Origin of the sequence: Vibrio thalassae (genome assembly GCF_900089835.1) — a bacterium.
Taxonomy (GTDB): Bacteria; Pseudomonadota; Gammaproteobacteria; order Enterobacterales; family Vibrionaceae; genus Vibrio; species Vibrio thalassae.
Genome location: NZ_OANU01000037.1, coordinates 29,367 through 45,246, shown reverse-complemented (window position 1 = coordinate 45,246; position 15,880 = coordinate 29,367). Strand labels below are relative to the sequence as shown.

Genomic DNA, 15,880 nt, shown 5'->3' with positions numbered 1-15,880 from the left:
GAGGTTGTCGTGGGAAAAATTGTCGCTATTGCGAACCAAAAAGGTGGCGTTGGTAAAACTACCACGTGTGTAAATTTAGCGGCATCAATGGCTGCCACCAAACGTAAGGTATTGGTGATAGATCTTGATCCGCAGGGAAATGCGACGATGGCCAGTGGCGTCGATAAGTATCAGGTTGAAACAACTGCTTACGATTTACTGGTTGATGAGCTTCCTTTTGAACAGGTAGTTTGTCAGGACACTTCCGGTCAGTTTGACCTTATTGCAGCGAATGGAGATGTCACGGCTGCAGAAATTAAACTCATGGAAGTATTTGCCAGAGAAGTGCGTTTAAAACATGCACTTGCGCCAATCCGCGATAACTATGATTTCATCTTTATCGATTGTCCTCCCTCTTTGAACCTACTTACAATTAATGCAATGGCCGCTGCTGACTCAGTGTTAGTGCCAATGCAATGTGAATACTTTGCCTTAGAGGGACTGACGGCATTGATGGATACCATTAGTAAGTTGGCAGCGGTAGTCAATGAAAACCTGAAGATTGAAGGGTTACTTCGTACCATGTACGACCCTCGTAATCGCCTCGCTAATGAAGTGTCTGAACAGTTGAAAAAGCACTTCGGCGATAAGGTTTATCGAACCGTTATCCCTAGGAATGTACGCCTCGCAGAAGCGCCAAGCCATGGTAAACCAGCGATGTATTACGATAAGTATTCCGCTGGTGCCAAAGCTTACCTTGCTCTTGCTGGTGAGATGCTACGACGCGAAGAAGTATTGGCTTAACGCTCTTAAGGAAAATAGATTCAATGTCTAAACGTGGTTTAGGAAAAGGGCTCGACGCTCTGCTGTCGACGAGCTCTATGGCCCGAGAAAAACAACAAGTCGCAACGCAAAGTCAAAGCTTATCAACGGATGGTGATTTGGCTGAGCTTTCAATTAACAGTCTGCGTCCAGGTATTTACCAGCCACGCAAAGATATGGCTCCCGAAGCGCTCGAGGAGCTTGCAGCCTCCATCCAATCGCAAGGCATTATTCAGCCTATTGTCGTCAGAAGAGTCGGTCACGACCAATTTGAAATCATCGCAGGTGAGAGGCGTTGGCGTGCCGCAAGACAAGCTGGCCTGAAAATGGTGCCTTGTCTCATTAAGAATGTGCAAGACCGTGCTGCTGTTGCGATGGCACTGATCGAAAATATCCAACGTGAAGATTTAAATGCGATTGAAGAAGCGCAAGCTTTAGAACGATTGCAGGATGAATTTGAATTAACCCACCAGCAAGTCGCGGATGTGATTGGTAAGTCACGTACAGCGGTGAGTAATTTACTTCGTCTGAATCAACTGGAATCATCAGTTAAGAAACTGGTTGAATCTAAACAGATAGATATGGGTCATGCTCGTGCACTTTTGGCATTGGAAGGTGAAGTTCAATGTGAGGTGGCAAACACGGTTGCTAAGAAACAGCTGACAGTTCGTCAAACCGAAGATTTAGTGAAAAAGTGCTTAAAACCGAACTCTCTAGAGAAAAAACAGTCAGAAGACCGTGATGCTAAAGAAATTTCACATCGTTTAAGTGAAATTCTAGGTGCAAAAGTGTCTCTTGTCCGAAATGCAAGCGGAAAAGCAAAAGTAACGATAAGTCTTGATGAACCTCACAAATTGGAGCAACTTATTGCCAAGCTTGAGAGCTAAATGAGATAATTGATGTAGGTCAATTATTTATAAATTGAAATTTTGTGCGAAAGTTACGGTTTTGTGAATGAAATAGCACCTTTTTGGTGGTGTTTGATTGCAATAACTTTGTCGGAAAGTATAATTTTCGCGAATCTCCCAGCACAGTAGTAATTTAGGTGCATTGTGGAAAAAACTATAGGAAAGAATACATGGTAGCTGTGCTAGCTAGACCAGGACGAGAGCTTGCAAAGCGATTGTTACTGATCCAAGCCAGCGTGGTTACATTGGTAGCTGTTGGAATGGCAGTGGCTGTAAATGCTGAGTGGGGAATTTCAGCGCTCATTGGTGGTGGCAGTTTTGTTATCGCTAATGCGGTTTTTGCATTGTGTGCATTTTTGTTTAGTGGGGCTCGAGCAGCGAAAAAGGTTGCCGCGTCTTTCTACGCAGGAGTGACTCTGAAAATCCTCATTACGGTTGCTCTATTCTCAATGGCTTACATGTATATTCAGGTGGAAGTGATTCCCTTGAATCTCACTTTTTTACTGGCCGTCTTAATTAACCTTATGGCACCAGTAATATTCGTCAACAACAAAAAATAGGATGAGTTATGGCTGCGCCAGGTGAAGCGCTAACATCGGCCGGATATATCACTCACCACTTGACCAACCTTTCGTTAGGAAGTCTGGGTTTAGTGGAGGAGACGAGTTTCTGGAACGTACATATCGATAGCCTGTTTTTTTCTGTGTTTACTGGTCTGATATTCCTTGGAGTATTTCGTTCAGTAGCTAAGAAAGCAACAGCTGGTGTGCCGGGCAAGCTGCAGTGTTTTGTTGAAATGATCGTGGAATTCGTTGACGACAACGTCAAAGAAACGTTTCATGGACGCAACGCGCTAATCGCGCCTTTAGCACTAACTATCTTCTGTTGGGTATTTTTAATGAACGTCATGGACCTTGTTCCAATTGACTTCTTACCTTACCCTGCAGAGCAGATGGGCATCCCTTACCTCAAAGTGGTTCCTTCTGCTGATGTCAATATCACCATGGCTATGGCGCTAGGTGTTTTTGCTCTGATGATTTATTACAGCATCAAAGTAAAAGGTCTAGTTGGCTTTACAAAAGAATTGACTCTACACCCATTTAACAATCCAATCATGATTCCTTTCAACATGCTGATCGAAGTTGTGTCTTTGCTTTCAAAGCCACTGTCTCTCGGTATGCGTCTGTTCGGTAACATGTTTGCGGGTGAGGTGGTCTTCATTCTTTGTGCTGCAATGCTACCATGGTATTTACAATGGATGGGCTCACTACCATGGGCGATATTCCATATTCTGGTTATTACGATTCAAGCCTTCGTGTTTATGATGCTAACGATTGTTTATCTATCAATGGCACACGAAGACAGCGATCACTAACTTTATTAACGCTTTTTATTTGGGCAAATTTAAGCCAACAACTATAAATTGGAGATAGTAATGGAAACTTTACTGAGCTTTTCTGCAATCGCCGTAGGTATCATTATCGGTATGGCAGCATTTGGTACGGCGATCGGTTTTGGTCTTCTAGGTGGTAAATTCCTTGAAGGCGCGGCTCGTCAACCTGAAATGGCTCCGATGCTTCAAGTTAAGATGTTCATCATCGCAGGTCTACTTGATGCGGTTCCTATGATCGGTGTTGTTATCGCACTGCTATTCACATTCGCGAACCCGTTCGTTGGTCAGCTAGGTTAATCAGCTTTTTCTCAGACAAGTTTCGGACTTGTCACCTGATTAAACTTTAGCTCGTCAATGAACTATTAGAGGGGTAGCTGTTGTGAATATGAACGCAACTCTGCTAGGTCAAGCAATCTCATTTGCACTGTTTGTGTGGTTCTGCATGAAGTATGTATGGCCGCCAATCATGAATGCGATTGAAGAACGTCAGAAAAAAATTGCTGACGGTCTAGTAGCGGCTGAACGCGCTGCTAAAGACTTGGATCTAGCACAAGCCAACGCTTCTGACCAAATGAAGGAAGCGAAGCGCACTGCAACAGAGGTCATTGAACAGGCAAATAAGCGTAAAGCACAAATTATCGATGAAGCTCGTGAAGAAGCTTTGGCAGAACGCCAAATGATTCTTGCGCAAGCAGAAGCAGAAATTGAAGCTGAACGTAACCGTGCCCGTGATGAGCTGCGCAAACAAGTTGCAACTCTGGCTGTAGCTGGTGCTGAGAAGATTCTTGAGCGTACTATCGATAAAGATGCGCAAAAAGATATTCTCGACAATATTACTGCGAAACTTTAAGGCGAGGGGCGCATATGTCTGAATTGACTACAATCGCACGCCCCTATGCTAAAGCAGCATTTGACTTTGCGGTAGAAAAGCAAGCATTAGACCAATGGGTTGAGATGCTAACTTTTGCCGCTGAAATCACCAAAAATGAAGATATTGCAGACCTGTTATCAGGGTCTATTACTGCGAAAAAAGTCGCGGATATCTTTATTGCTGTTGGTGGTGAACAGTTTGATGAATTCGGTCAAAACTTGATTAAAGTAATGGCTGAAAATGGTCGACTAGCCGCTTTGCCATGCGTTTTAGATGAATTTGTAGCTTTCAAAAAAGAGCTAGAAAAACAAATTGATGTTGAAGTGATTTCAGCATCGGATCTAAGCGATGAGCAACGTGCAGCGATCAGTGACAAACTTGAAAAGCGTCTTGAGCGTAAAGTTAAGCTGAATTGCAGTGTAGATGAGACCCTACTTGGTGGGGTTATTATTCGAGCCGGAGATCTGGTAATTGACAACTCAGCACGCGGTCGTTTGAACCGACTGAGTGAAGCAATGCAGTCTTGATGGGGATTGGAGCATGCAACTTAATTCCACAGAAATTAGCGACCTAATCAAGCAGCGTATCGAATCTTTCGATGTTGTGAGTGAAGCTCGTAATGAAGGTACTATCGTATCGGTAAGCGATGGTATCATTCGCATCCACGGCCTAGCGGACGTGATGCAAGGTGAAATGATTGAATTACCGGGTGGCCGTTATGCACTAGCACTTAACCTTGAGCGTGACTCGGTTGGTGCGGTAGTAATGGGCCCATATGCTGACCTTAAGGAAGGCATGAAAGTAACAGGTACTGGTCGTATTCTTGAAGTTCCAGTTGGTCCTGAAATGCTTGGTCGTGTTGTAAACACACTAGGTGAGCCAATCGATGGCAAAGGTCCAATTGAAGCGAAGCTTACGTCACCAGTAGAAGTGATTGCACCTGGTGTAATCGACCGTAAATCGGTTGATCAGCCAGTACAAACTGGTTATAAGTCAGTTGACTCAATGATCCCAATCGGTCGTGGTCAGCGTGAACTTATCATCGGTGACCGTCAGATCGGTAAAACCGCGATGGCGATCGATGCAATCATCAACCAGAAAGACTCTGGTATCTTCTCTATCTACGTAGCGATTGGTCAGAAAGCTTCTACTATCGCAAACGTTGTGCGTAAACTGGAAGAGCACGGTGCACTACAAAACACTATCGTGGTTGTAGCATCTGCTTCAGAATCTGCTGCACTGCAATACCTAGCGCCATACGCAGGTTGTGCAATGGGTGAATACTTCCGTGACCGCGGTGAAGACGCTCTGATTGTTTATGATGACCTATCTAAGCAAGCGGTAGCTTACCGTCAGATCTCTCTACTACTTAAACGTCCACCAGGCCGTGAGGCATTCCCAGGTGACGTATTCTACCTCCACTCACGTCTACTAGAGCGTGCAGCTCGTGTAAGCGAAGAGTACGTAGAACGTTTCACTAACGGTGAAGTGAAAGGTAAGACTGGTTCTCTAACTGCTCTTCCTATCATCGAAACTCAAGCTGGTGACGTTTCTGCATTCGTACCGACAAACGTAATCTCGATTACCGATGGTCAGATCTTCCTACAAACTGAAGCCTTCAACGCGGGTGTTCGCCCAGCTGTTGACCCAGGTATCTCAGTATCTCGTGTAGGTGGCTCAGCGCAGACTAAGATCATTAAGAAGCTATCTGGTGGTATCCGTACTGCACTAGCGGCTTATCGTGAACTAGCAGCGTTCGCACAGTTCTCATCTGACCTAGATGATGCAACTAAGCGTCAGCTAAGCCACGGTCAAAAAGTTACAGAACTAATGAAGCAGAAACAATACGCTCCTATGTCTGTATTTGACCAAGCACTAGTTATCTTTGCTGTTGAGCGCGGCTACCTAGATGATGTTGAAATCAACAAGATTCTAGACTTCGAAGCAGCGCTTCTATCGTATGCTCACAGTCAATATGCTGATCTTGCAAAAGAGATCAACACTACGGGTGCTTACAACGATGATATCGAAGCTCAGCTTAAGAAACTGACTGACGATTTCAAAGCAACTCAGACTTGGTAATTGGTGGGTGACCTTTTGGTCACCACTTATGGAGAGTAACGATGGCCGGCGCAAAAGAGATACGTAATAAAATCGGTAGTGTGAAAAGCACTCAGAAAATTACGAAAGCGATGGAAATGGTAGCAGCTTCAAAAATGCGTCGTTCGCAAGATGCGCGTGAAGCTTCTCGTCCATACGCTGAAACTATGCGTAAAGTGATCGGTCATTTGGCTAACGCAAATCTAGAGTACCAACATCCGTACCTAGAAGAGCGTGAAGCCAAGCGTGTTGGTTATGTCATTATTTCTACCGACCGTGGTCTTTGTGGCGGCTTGAACATTAACTTGTTCAAAAAAGCTGTCTTAGAGATGCAGGATTGGAAACAAAAAGGTGCTGAAGTTGAGCTAGCTGTGATTGGCTCAAAAGCGACAGCATTCTTTAACAACAGCGGCGCAAAAGTATCGGCACAGGTATCGGGTTTGGGTGATGAGCCTAGCTTAGAAGACCTTATCGGTACTGTTGGTGTGATGCTGAAGAAGTATGACGAAGGCGAATTGGATCGCCTGTACGTAGTGTATAACCACTTTGTTAACACTATGATTCAGGAACCAACGATCGATCAATTGCTACCTCTGCCTAAATCTGACAGTGAAGAGATGCAGCGCGAACATTCATGGGGCTACATTTATGAGCCTGAGCCAAAACCACTACTAGACGCACTATTGCTTCGTTTTATCGAATCTCAAGTGTATCAAGGTGTGGTAGAGAACCTTGCTTGTGAGCAAGCGGCTCGAATGATTGCAATGAAAGCTGCAACGGACAATGCGACCAACTTGATTGATGATCTAGAGCTTGTGTACAACAAGGCGCGTCAAGCGGCTATCACACAAGAACTATCAGAAATCGTTGGCGGCGCAGCTGCGGTTTAAGCTTAGGTAAAACGAAATAGATTAGAGGATTAACGATGGCTACAGGTAAGATCGTACAGATCATCGGTGCGGTAGTCGACGTAGAGTTCCCGCAGAGTGACGTACCAAGTGTATACGACGCTCTAAACGTAACGGACTCTAAAGAGCGTCTTGTTCTTGAAGTTCAACAACAGCTAGGCGGTGGCGTAGTTCGTTGTATCGTAATGGGTAGCTCTGATGGTTTACGTCGTGGCGTAACAGTAGTAAACACAGGCGCGCCAATCTCAGTACCAGTAGGTACTAAGACGCTTGGTCGTATCATGAACGTTCTTGGTGATGCGATTGACGAGCGTGGTGAGATCGGTGCAGAAGAAAGCTATGCGATTCACCGTGAAGCGCCAAGCTACGAAGAGCAATCTAACGAGACTGCGCTTCTAGAAACTGGTGTTAAAGTAATCGACTTGGTTTGCCCATTCGCTAAGGGTGGTAAAATCGGTCTATTCGGTGGTGCAGGTGTAGGTAAGACCGTTAACATGATGGAACTTATCAACAACATCGCACTTCAACACTCTGGCCTATCCGTATTTGCGGGTGTAGGTGAGCGTACTCGTGAAGGTAACGACTTCTACTTTGAAATGCAGGAAGCGGGCGTTGTAAACGTTGAGAAGCCTGAAGAATCAAAAGTAGCAATGGTTTACGGTCAGATGAACGAGCCACCAGGAAACCGTCTACGTGTTGCCCTGACTGGTCTAACAATGGCAGAGAAGTTCCGTGACGAAGGTCGTGACGTACTACTGTTCGTTGATAACATCTACCGTTATACACTTGCAGGTACAGAGGTATCGGCCCTTCTAGGTCGTATGCCATCTGCGGTAGGTTACCAGCCAACTCTTGCAGAAGAGATGGGTGTTCTACAGGAGCGTATCACGTCAACTAAATCAGGTTCTATCACGTCTGTACAGGCTGTATATGTACCTGCGGATGACTTGACTGACCCGTCTCCTGCAACGACGTTCGCGCACTTGGATGCAACGGTTGTACTTAACCGTAACATCGCAGCTATGGGTCTATACCCTGCGATCGACCCACTAGATTCTACATCTCGTCAGCTTGACCCACTTGTTGTTGGTCAAGAGCACTATGATGTAGCACGTGGTGTTCAGCAGACGCTGCAGCGCTATAAAGAGCTGAAAGACATCATTGCGATCCTAGGTATGGATGAGCTATCTGAAGAAGATAAGCAAGTCGTATCTCGTGCTCGTAAGATTGAACGTTTCCTAACTCAGCCTTACCACGTAGCAGAAGTATTTACTGGCGACCCAGGTGTTTACGTACCTCTTAAAGAGACTCTACGTGGCTTCAAAGGTCTACTAGCTGGTGACTACGATGACATTCCAGAGCAAGCGTTTATGTACTGCGGTACTATCGACGATGCTATCGAGAATGCGAAGAAGCTATAAGGCTAATTAGGAGGCGATATGGCAGCAATAACCTTTCACCTAGACGTAGTAAGCGCGGAGAAAAAACTTTTCTCAGGTCGTGTTGAGACGTTTCAGGTGTCCGGTAGCGAAGGTGAACTTGGTATTTACCATGGACACACACCGCTGCTGACCGCTATCAAGCCTGGTATGGTGCGTATCGTTACTCAATACGGTAAAGAAGAGTTCATTTATGTCTCTGGTGGTATCGTAGAAGTTCAGCCGGGTACTGCTACAGTACTGGCTGATACTGCTATCCGTGGCGAGGAACTAGACGCAGCTAAGGCAGAAGAAGCCAAACGCAAAGCTGAGGAGCATATCCAGAATCAGCATGGCGACATGGACTTCGCGCAAGCGGCCAGTGAACTGGCTAAAGCCATTGCTCAGCTACGAGTAATCGAGCTGACAAAAAAACGTCGTTAATTCAGGTAAACTGAACTAACCGCGATGAAAAAGGCGACCTTAGGGTCGCCTTTTTGCTTAATTTTTATCAGAAATTTTTCCAATCTATTTAACACTGCTGGCATTCATCGCTAGAATGACGTTAGCTTAATTAACGTCAATGGTTCAATAATAATGAAATTTAGTGCAGTCGTTCTTGCTGCGGGGAAAGGAACCCGCATGTACTCCCACATACCTAAAGTATTGCATACTCTGGCTGGCAAACCGATGGTAAAACATGTCATCGACACTTGTGAAAGCTTAGGTTCTCAGAATATCCACCTAGTGTATGGTCATGGTGGTGAAATGATGCAAGCGGCTTTGCAGCAAGAGCAGGTAAATTGGGTGCTGCAAGCGGATCAATTAGGGACGGGTCATGCTGTCGATCAGGCGTCTCCACATTTTGCTGATGATGAAAAAGTACTTGTTCTCTATGGTGATGTTCCGCTTATTTCTGAAGAGACCATTGAAAACCTACTCGATGCTCAACCCACCGGTGGTATTGCACTGTTAACCGTTGTCCTTGATAACCCGATGGGTTATGGCCGTATTGTGCGTAAGAATGGTCCAGTAGTCGCTATTGTTGAGCAGAAAGATGCAACGGAAGAGCAAAAGCTCATTAAAGAGATCAATACCGGTGTGATGGTGGCTACCGGGGGGGATCTAAAGCGCTGGTTATCTGGTCTTAGCAATGATAACGCGCAAGGTGAGTATTACCTGACCGACGTGATTGCCGCCGCTCATAATGAAGGTCGTGCGGTAGAAGCGGTTCACCCCGCAAATCCGATTGAAGTTGAAGGGGTTAACGACCGCGCCCAGCTAGCGCGTTTAGAGCGAGCCTTTCAATCCATGCAAGCACAGAAGCTGCTCGAGCAGGGAGTGATGTTACGCGACCCAGCTCGTTTTGACCTTCGTGGCGAGCTACAGTGTGGTATGGATGTAGAGATTGACACCAATGTTATCATTGAGGGGAGTGTCACGCTTGGTGATAACGTCGTTATCGGTACGGGTTGTGTGCTAAAAGACTGTAAAATTGACGACAATACCATCGTACGTCCATACAGCGTAATCGAAGGCGCGACAATCGGTGAAGAGTGTACGGTTGGTCCATTTACGCGTTTACGCCCTGGAGCAGAGCTACGAAATGACGCTCACGTTGGCAACTTCGTTGAAGTGAAAAATGCTCGTCTAGGTGAAGGCTCGAAAGCGAACCATTTAACATACCTAGGTGATGCCGACATTGGCCAGCGTACTAACATTGGTGCAGGTGTTATCACTTGTAACTACGATGGGGCGAATAAGTTTAAGACGGTGATTGGCAATGACGTTTTTGTCGGCTCTGACAGTCAACTGGTTGCCCCTGTGACTATCGCTGATGGGGCGACGATTGGTGCGGGTACCACGTTAACTAAAGATGTCGCTGAAGGTGAGTTAGTGATTACTCGTGCAAAAGAGCGCAAAATTTCAGGCTGGCAGCGTCCAACCAAGCAGAAATAGTCTCCTTCATTAAAAAGGGCCTCATTGAGGCCCTTTTTGTCTCTCTGAACTTATTGTTAGTGGCTTGGAATCGCAATACGCTTTTCAAGCCAGCGCACAGCTTGTGATACCAACAGAATTAATGCTAAATACTCGAGAACGAGGAAAGTATAGATTTCTAAAGGTAAGTACTCATTTACAACCAACTCGTTCGCTCTTCGAGTCAGGTCACTAAGCCCGATAACACTTACTAATGATGACATTTTGAGAATGTAGACAAACTGGTTACCCAGTGGCGGTAGTATCTGACGAAAAGCTTGCGGTAAGATAACCAGTCGCATCTTCTGCCAATAATTGAGGCCAAGTGACTCAGCTGCCTCATGCTGACCACGGGTCACTGCCTGAATACCGCCACGAAACACCTCTGCCATAAAGGCACTTTCCGCGATAGTAAGTGCTATCACTCCGGCCCAAAAATGATTGAGAGAAATGTCTAATAATGTGGGCATGCCGTAGTATACCCACAGTAACAAAACGAGAACCGGTATGGAGCGAATCACTTCGACATAGATTCGATTAATAGCGCGCAGCCAAGGCTTCTCTGACAAGGCTGGAAAGGCGACAAGCAGACCTAACAGCATAGCAAATACCATACTGAGCAAGGAGACATAGATGGTGTCTTTAAATCCCGCTAATAGGAAACCGAGGTTAGTTTTTCCTTGTTCCGTTGAAGGGTTGAGTACATACCAGCCCCACTCATAGTCAGAACAACCACTTAGTAGTGGCAGACATAAAACAACAGCAAGTAGTCGATAGCTCACAATCGTCCCTAATTATTTCTGAAAAATCCATCTGTTACTGCTATGTTATCAAGTATGTACCACTAATGTTTAATAATTTTAGGGACTATTCAATGAAGAAGTGGATTCTGGGCTTTATTATTACTTTTCTTTCTATCGGTCAGGTCGCAGCGGAAACGAGTCGTCTGCAAAAGATTTTGGATTCTGGTGTATTGCGCGTGGGGACAACAGGTGATTGGAACCCCATGACCATGAAAGATCCAGCGACCAATTCGTATCGAGGTTTCGATATTGATGTGACGACACAGCTTGCCAAAGATCTTGGTGTGAAAGTGGAATATGTGGCGACGGATTGGAAAACGTTGGTGAATGGCATTACCGCTAACAAATACGATATAACGGGCAGTGCCTCTCTGAATATGTCTCGTGCCAAAGTGGCGGGATACAGTCAGCCCTATTTCTATCTAGCATTTGTTCCTGTTGTCCAAAAGAAAGACTTAGAGAAGTTCTCTGATTGGGCAGATTTTAACAAACCTGATATTAAAGTAGCGGCCACACTAGGCACAGTACAAGAGAAGATGGTGAAAGACTTTTTCCCTGATGCAGAACACATTGTTATTGAAGCGCCGGCTCGTGATTTCCAAGAATTACTCGCACGTCGCGCTGATGTGTCTGTGACCTCAAATGTAGAAGCAGCAACGTTAGTCACCAAGTTTAAGCAACTTGCCATTGTGCCCGTGAAAGACCCTCGAAAGCCAACACCTATTTCGATGCTACTACCGCAAAGTGACCAGATTTGGATTAACTATGTGAATCATTGGGTGGAGCTGAAAAAGACACAGGGTTTCTTTGAAGAAACCGCGAAAAAGTGGGGATTACAAAGCCTGTAATACAAGAAAAATGGGCGATTCACTCGCCCATTTTTTCATTACTCGTCGCTTACGACTCGAGAGTTATCTGGTATCGTTAGCTCTTCGGTTAGTGCCGGTGTGGCAATCAGGTAACCGACCCACATTAAGGCTAAACAACCAAGAATCACATAACCAACCGCTGATTGAGCGAACACTGCAAATGCTGCAACAAGAGCGCTGGCTAAACTGCTAATACCAATCTGTACGCTGTTTTGCAATCCTGCGGCCGTTGCTGAGCAATGTGGTGCGCTTGATAGGGCACGGTTCACTACAATCGGATACAAAGCGCCGTTTGCAACTGCTAGCAAGCAGAAAGGTGCTAGGATTGGCCATACACTGGTGAGCTCCCACTGACACGCTGTAAATACCAACAGTATAGCGACCGTTTCCAATCCTAGTAGCTGTTTCAGTACCACGTCATCACCTAACTTAGCGACTAACTTCTTGCCCATGTAACCACCAAGCATAAATGCGATAGTTTGTGGGATGAAGCTTAAACCGATGTCTTTGGCTGAATAACCAAGTTGACTCATGATTTCGGGCATACCTGTTAGGTAAGCGAAGAACGCCGCAGAAGCGACAGAGAACAACATTACGTTACCCACGTATTCACGTGATCCGAATAGACTCTTAAGATCAGCGCCTACCGATGATCGTTGACGCTGTGCTTTTTTATGATCTTTCATCGATAAGGTGATCGCGGCTAATAGGGCACCTGTAATCGCTAATACGACGAAGATACTGTGCCATCCCCATAAATCTGTTAATAGCACACCAAGTTGCGGCGCTAGTGCTGGAGACAAGGCAACAAGAGGCATGATCGTAGCGAAGATTTGCTGGCTAGTTCTTTTATCGAATTTGTCGATCACCATAGATTGCCAAATCACGGCTGGAGCACAAACACCAATCGCTTGCAGCATACGCAGTGCCAACAATTGCCATACTTCTTGGCTCCAGGCTAAGCCGATAGAGGCAATAGTAAAGATAATGAGTCCGGCAAAGAGCGTTTTGCGGTGTCCAAAACGGTCACTGGCAAGTCCCCATAAGAACTGTCCAAGACCCATACCGACTAAAAAGACCGTTAATGACAGAGCGATCTGTTCTGGTCCGGTAGCAAAATCTTGCTCGATAAGTTTAAACGCAGGCAAATACATATCGGTAGCAATGAAGCCCAACATGGATAATATCGCAAGATAGCTGAGTTGTAGTTTGGTTATTTTCATTGTTATTCCTTGAAATACTTTCACAGGAATGAATTGGCGCCAGCCCATACTGCTGATGGCGTGTATTCTATTTTTGGATCTTATAAAAATAAAACGCTATATTTTGTGGTTATCTATCAAAAATTTTGAAAGCTAAAGTATGTACTCTCGCTCATCACTAAAAATGCTAGACGTTGTTGCTCGTCTAGGAAGCTTCAGTGCCGCTGCCGATGTGCTCCATAAGGTGCCTTCAGCGATTAGCTACAGCGTGCGGCAAATTGAACAAGAGCTCGGTGTAAAACTGTTTACTCGTCTTCCAAGAAAGGTTGAATTAACCGCGGCTGGTGAAGTCTTCATGGTAGAAGCTCGGCAAATGCTGCGCAAAATGGATGAACTGACGCATCAGACACGACGTACCGCTCTCGGGTGGCAAAATAGCTTAAAGCTGACCTTAGACAATGTGGTTAGAGTAGATAAACTCTCTGATTTGATAGAGAACTTTTATCAAGAGTTTGAATTTGCCGAGCTGCAGATCAATATGGAGGTCTATAACGGCTCCTGGGAGGCGATCTCCCAACAACGAGCGGATATCGTGATCGGCGCGACAAGTGCGATTCCTGTTAGTGGTGAATATGGCGTAAAGAAAATAGGTAGCTTAGATTGGGCTTTGGTCATGTCTCCTTCGCATCCATGCGCCCACCAGGAGCGTTTGGATGAAGATTTTGTCAGTCAATATACGGCTATATGCATTGATGACACGTCGCGAGTATTACCTAAACGTCACAATGAACACTACCCGCAACAACGACGGCTATTACTGCCTAATTGGTTTACTGCTATTGAGTGCTTGAAGAAAAATGTGGGCATTGGTTATATGCCAAGACATATTGCTCAACCACTTATCGATTATGGCATGCTGGTGGAGCGAACTCTCGAAGATGCCCAAACCCCAAGTGAGTGCTGCTTGGTGTGGAGAAAGCACGATAATCATAATCTTTTGGATTGGATGGTGGAGTATCTAGGAGATGAAGACCAGCTGTATCACGATTGGTTGAAATAAAAATGGGAAGCTGTCGCTTCCCATTTTCTGATTAAGACAAAAAGAATTTATAAGACAGATTATCGGTCTCATCTTTGCACTGATAGCCTAGTTCTCTCAGGTGAGCAGAGAACTCGTTCAAATCACTGTCTTCTAATTCAAAACCACACAAAACGCGTCCGTAATCTGCGCCTTGGTTGCGATAATTGAATAAACTGATATTCCAATGTGTTCCTAGTGTACTTAAGAACTTAAGTAGCGCTCCTGGATACTCTGGGAATTCAAAGCTGTATAGGCGCTCTTTAAGCGGTTTAGACGGTCTGCCACCAATCATATAGCGAATGTGCAGTTTTGCCATTTCATCATCAGAAAGGTCAACCACAGGGTAGCCACTTGCTCTGAGATCGCTAATGATGCCATCCAGTTCTTCTTGACCACCGACGAGACGCACACCGACGAAAATGTTGGCTAATTTGTCATCATTATAGCGATAGTTGAACTCAGTAACCGCTCGGCCGCCAATAATACGACAGAAATCGAAAAAGGCGCCCTGACGCTCTGGAATGGTCACCGCGAGAATACCCTCACGTTTTTCACCGAGTTCACACCGTTCAGAGACATAACGCAAACCGTGGAAATTGGTATTAGCACCTGACAGTACCGTGCCTAGCTGCTTGCCTTGTAGTTGATTCTTCTCTGCAAACTTTTTCAGACCAGCGAGTGCCAGTGCACCTGATGGCTCGGCAATAGCGCGAGTATCTTCGAAGATATCTTTTACTGCAGCGCAGATTTCATCACTGGAAACGGTAATGTGGCCATCAATGTACTTTTGGCACAGCCTGAAGGTTTCATTACCAATAATTTTTACCGCAACACCATCTGCAAACATACTGACCTGATCGAGGACCACTGGCTCTCCAGCATCCAACGCCGCTTTAAGGCACGCAGAATCTTCTGGTTCAACAGCGATGACCTTTATCTCAGGCATCAGCTGTTTAACCAACACGGCAACACCTGCGGCAAGACCGCCTCCGCCAACTGGAACAAAGATATAGTCGAGATGCCCGTTTTGTTGCAGCATCTCCATACCAATCGTGCCTTGTCCAGCAATCACTAGTGGATGATCGAAAGGCGGTACAAAGGTGTAGCCATTTTCTTCGGACAGACGCTGAGCTTCGGCTTTGGCTTCATCAAAGTTGCTGCCATGCAAAACCACGTTACCCCCAAATCCACGAACGGCTTCTACTTTGATATCTGGAGTCGTTTTAGGCATGACAATGGTGGTATTGATAGCTAATTTAGTGCCTGAGAGTGCCATGCCTTGAGCATGATTACCCGCTGATGCGGCTATCACCCCAGCACGCTTCTGCTCATCGGTTAGGTTAGCCACCATGTTGTAGGCACCACGCAACTTAAACGAGTGTACCGGCTGGCGATCTTCGCGCTTGATTTGTACCTGGTTACCGATGCGTGCTGCCAGTCTTGGCATGTCTTGAAGTGGCGTTACGGTCGCCACTTCATAAACCGGAGCTCTGAGTATCTGGCGCAGATATTCTGCGCCAGATTCAGGATGATTATCTGCTGCACTCAT

The 15,880-nt window shown here is 45.6% G+C and carries 17 protein-coding genes; 14 read left to right on the top strand and 3 right to left on the bottom strand.

Translation table 11 applies throughout. The features are described from left to right. Positions 1-9: 9 nt before the first annotated feature. From VTH8203_RS12615 to glmU, 12 genes are all read left to right on the top strand, one after another. Complete coding sequence (locus tag VTH8203_RS12615; protein ID WP_038224165.1) at positions 10-783, top strand: ParA family protein; 774 nt, start codon at positions 10-12, stop codon at positions 781-783. Positions 784-806: 23 nt separating this feature from the next. Then, entirely contained in the window at positions 807-1,688 is an 882-nt protein-coding gene (locus VTH8203_RS12610; protein WP_096993991.1) for a ParB/RepB/Spo0J family partition protein, read from the top strand. Between the two features lie 191 nt (positions 1,689-1,879). After that, positions 1,880-2,269 carry a F0F1 ATP synthase subunit I gene (locus tag VTH8203_RS12605; protein ID WP_096993990.1) on the top strand — a complete coding sequence of 130 codons (390 nt, stop codon included), beginning with the start codon at positions 1,880-1,882 and terminating at the stop codon, positions 2,267-2,269. A gap of 8 nt (positions 2,270-2,277) precedes the next feature. Next, positions 2,278-3,084 carry a F0F1 ATP synthase subunit A gene (gene atpB / locus VTH8203_RS12600; protein WP_006073067.1) on the top strand — a complete coding sequence of 269 codons (807 nt, stop codon included), beginning with the start codon at positions 2,278-2,280 and terminating at the stop codon, positions 3,082-3,084. Positions 3,085-3,144: 60 nt separating this feature from the next. Beyond that, positions 3,145-3,399 carry a F0F1 ATP synthase subunit C gene (gene atpE / locus VTH8203_RS12595; RefSeq protein ID WP_006073065.1) on the top strand — a complete coding sequence of 85 codons (255 nt, stop codon included), beginning with the start codon at positions 3,145-3,147 and terminating at the stop codon, positions 3,397-3,399. Between the two features lie 82 nt (positions 3,400-3,481). Continuing rightward, complete coding sequence (atpF, locus tag VTH8203_RS12590) at positions 3,482-3,952, top strand: F0F1 ATP synthase subunit B (RefSeq protein ID WP_096993989.1); 471 nt, start codon at positions 3,482-3,484, stop codon at positions 3,950-3,952. 14 nt (positions 3,953-3,966) lie between these two features. After that, positions 3,967-4,500, top strand: a complete 534-nt coding sequence (gene atpH, locus VTH8203_RS12585) for a F0F1 ATP synthase subunit delta (protein WP_096993988.1) — start codon at positions 3,967-3,969, stop codon at positions 4,498-4,500. Positions 4,501-4,513: 13 nt separating this feature from the next. Next, complete coding sequence (gene atpA, locus VTH8203_RS12580; RefSeq protein WP_096993987.1) at positions 4,514-6,055, top strand: F0F1 ATP synthase subunit alpha; 1,542 nt, start codon at positions 4,514-4,516, stop codon at positions 6,053-6,055. Between the two features lie 41 nt (positions 6,056-6,096). After that, positions 6,097-6,963: a F0F1 ATP synthase subunit gamma gene (atpG, locus tag VTH8203_RS12575; RefSeq protein ID WP_096993986.1), complete on the top strand. Its 867-nt coding sequence runs from the start codon at positions 6,097-6,099 to the stop codon at positions 6,961-6,963. A gap of 35 nt (positions 6,964-6,998) precedes the next feature. Continuing rightward, on the top strand, positions 6,999-8,402 hold the full coding sequence (atpD, locus tag VTH8203_RS12570; protein WP_096993985.1) for a F0F1 ATP synthase subunit beta: 1,404 nt from the start codon (positions 6,999-7,001) through the stop codon (positions 8,400-8,402). An 18-nt stretch (positions 8,403-8,420) separates the two neighbouring features. Continuing rightward, a complete protein-coding gene (locus VTH8203_RS12565; protein WP_096993984.1) occupies positions 8,421-8,843 on the top strand; it encodes a F0F1 ATP synthase subunit epsilon in 423 nt (140 codons plus the stop codon). Between the two features lie 153 nt (positions 8,844-8,996). Beyond that, a complete protein-coding gene (glmU, locus tag VTH8203_RS12560) occupies positions 8,997-10,358 on the top strand; it encodes a bifunctional UDP-N-acetylglucosamine diphosphorylase/glucosamine-1-phosphate N-acetyltransferase GlmU (RefSeq protein ID WP_096993983.1) in 1,362 nt (453 codons plus the stop codon). Positions 10,359-10,414: 56 nt separating this feature from the next. Here glmU and VTH8203_RS12555 read toward each other — a convergent pair whose 3' ends face one another. Next, positions 10,415-11,158 (bottom strand): amino acid ABC transporter permease, encoded by a 744-nt coding sequence (locus tag VTH8203_RS12555; protein WP_096993982.1) that lies wholly within the window; start codon positions 11,156-11,158, stop codon positions 10,415-10,417. A 92-nt stretch (positions 11,159-11,250) separates the two neighbouring features. Between VTH8203_RS12555 and VTH8203_RS12550 the strand changes: the two genes are divergently transcribed. Further along, complete coding sequence (locus tag VTH8203_RS12550) at positions 11,251-12,027, top strand: transporter substrate-binding domain-containing protein (RefSeq protein WP_096993981.1); 777 nt, start codon at positions 11,251-11,253, stop codon at positions 12,025-12,027. A 38-nt stretch (positions 12,028-12,065) separates the two neighbouring features. Here the strand turns inward: VTH8203_RS12550 and punC are convergent, their stop codons facing one another. Beyond that, positions 12,066-13,271 (bottom strand): purine nucleoside transporter PunC, encoded by a 1,206-nt coding sequence (gene punC / locus VTH8203_RS12545; protein ID WP_096993980.1) that lies wholly within the window; start codon positions 13,269-13,271, stop codon positions 12,066-12,068. 139 nt (positions 13,272-13,410) lie between these two features. Here punC and punR point away from each other — a divergent pair, with 139 nt between their 5' ends. Then, positions 13,411-14,310, top strand: a complete 900-nt coding sequence (gene punR, locus VTH8203_RS12540) for a DNA-binding transcriptional activator PunR (RefSeq protein WP_096993979.1) — start codon at positions 13,411-13,413, stop codon at positions 14,308-14,310. 31 nt (positions 14,311-14,341) lie between these two features. Here the strand turns inward: punR and ilvA are convergent, their stop codons facing one another. Beyond that, positions 14,342-15,880 carry a threonine ammonia-lyase, biosynthetic gene (gene ilvA, locus VTH8203_RS12535; protein ID WP_096993978.1) on the bottom strand — a complete coding sequence of 513 codons (1,539 nt, stop codon included), beginning with the start codon at positions 15,878-15,880 and terminating at the stop codon, positions 14,342-14,344.

What these genes read in the sequence shown, in the direction of transcription:
- VTH8203_RS12565 (WP_096993984.1), top strand. Translation starts at nt 8,421, where the DNA reads ATGGCAGCAATAACCTTTCACCTAGACGTAGTAAGCGCGGAGAAAAAA.
- atpH (WP_096993988.1), top strand. Translation starts at nt 3,967, where the DNA reads ATGTCTGAATTGACTACAATCGCACGCCCCTATGCTAAAGCAGCATTT.
- punR (WP_096993979.1), top strand. Translation starts at nt 13,411, where the DNA reads ATGTACTCTCGCTCATCACTAAAAATGCTAGACGTTGTTGCTCGTCTA.
- VTH8203_RS12605 (WP_096993990.1), top strand. Translation starts at nt 1,880, where the DNA reads ATGGTAGCTGTGCTAGCTAGACCAGGACGAGAGCTTGCAAAGCGATTG.
- atpB (WP_006073067.1), top strand. Translation starts at nt 2,278, where the DNA reads ATGGCTGCGCCAGGTGAAGCGCTAACATCGGCCGGATATATCACTCAC.
- VTH8203_RS12610 (WP_096993991.1), top strand. Translation starts at nt 807, where the DNA reads ATGTCTAAACGTGGTTTAGGAAAAGGGCTCGACGCTCTGCTGTCGACG.
- atpD (WP_096993985.1), top strand. Translation starts at nt 6,999, where the DNA reads ATGGCTACAGGTAAGATCGTACAGATCATCGGTGCGGTAGTCGACGTA.
- atpG (WP_096993986.1), top strand. Translation starts at nt 6,097, where the DNA reads ATGGCCGGCGCAAAAGAGATACGTAATAAAATCGGTAGTGTGAAAAGC.
- punC (WP_096993980.1), bottom strand. Translation starts at nt 13,271, where the DNA reads ATGAAAATAACCAAACTACAACTCAGCTATCTTGCGATATTATCCATG.
- glmU (WP_096993983.1), top strand. Translation starts at nt 8,997, where the DNA reads ATGAAATTTAGTGCAGTCGTTCTTGCTGCGGGGAAAGGAACCCGCATG.
- atpE (WP_006073065.1), top strand. Translation starts at nt 3,145, where the DNA reads ATGGAAACTTTACTGAGCTTTTCTGCAATCGCCGTAGGTATCATTATC.
- ilvA (WP_096993978.1), bottom strand. Translation starts at nt 15,880, where the DNA reads ATGAGTGCAGCAGATAATCATCCTGAATCTGGCGCAGAATATCTGCGC.
- VTH8203_RS12550 (WP_096993981.1), top strand. Translation starts at nt 11,251, where the DNA reads ATGAAGAAGTGGATTCTGGGCTTTATTATTACTTTTCTTTCTATCGGT.
- atpA (WP_096993987.1), top strand. Translation starts at nt 4,514, where the DNA reads ATGCAACTTAATTCCACAGAAATTAGCGACCTAATCAAGCAGCGTATC.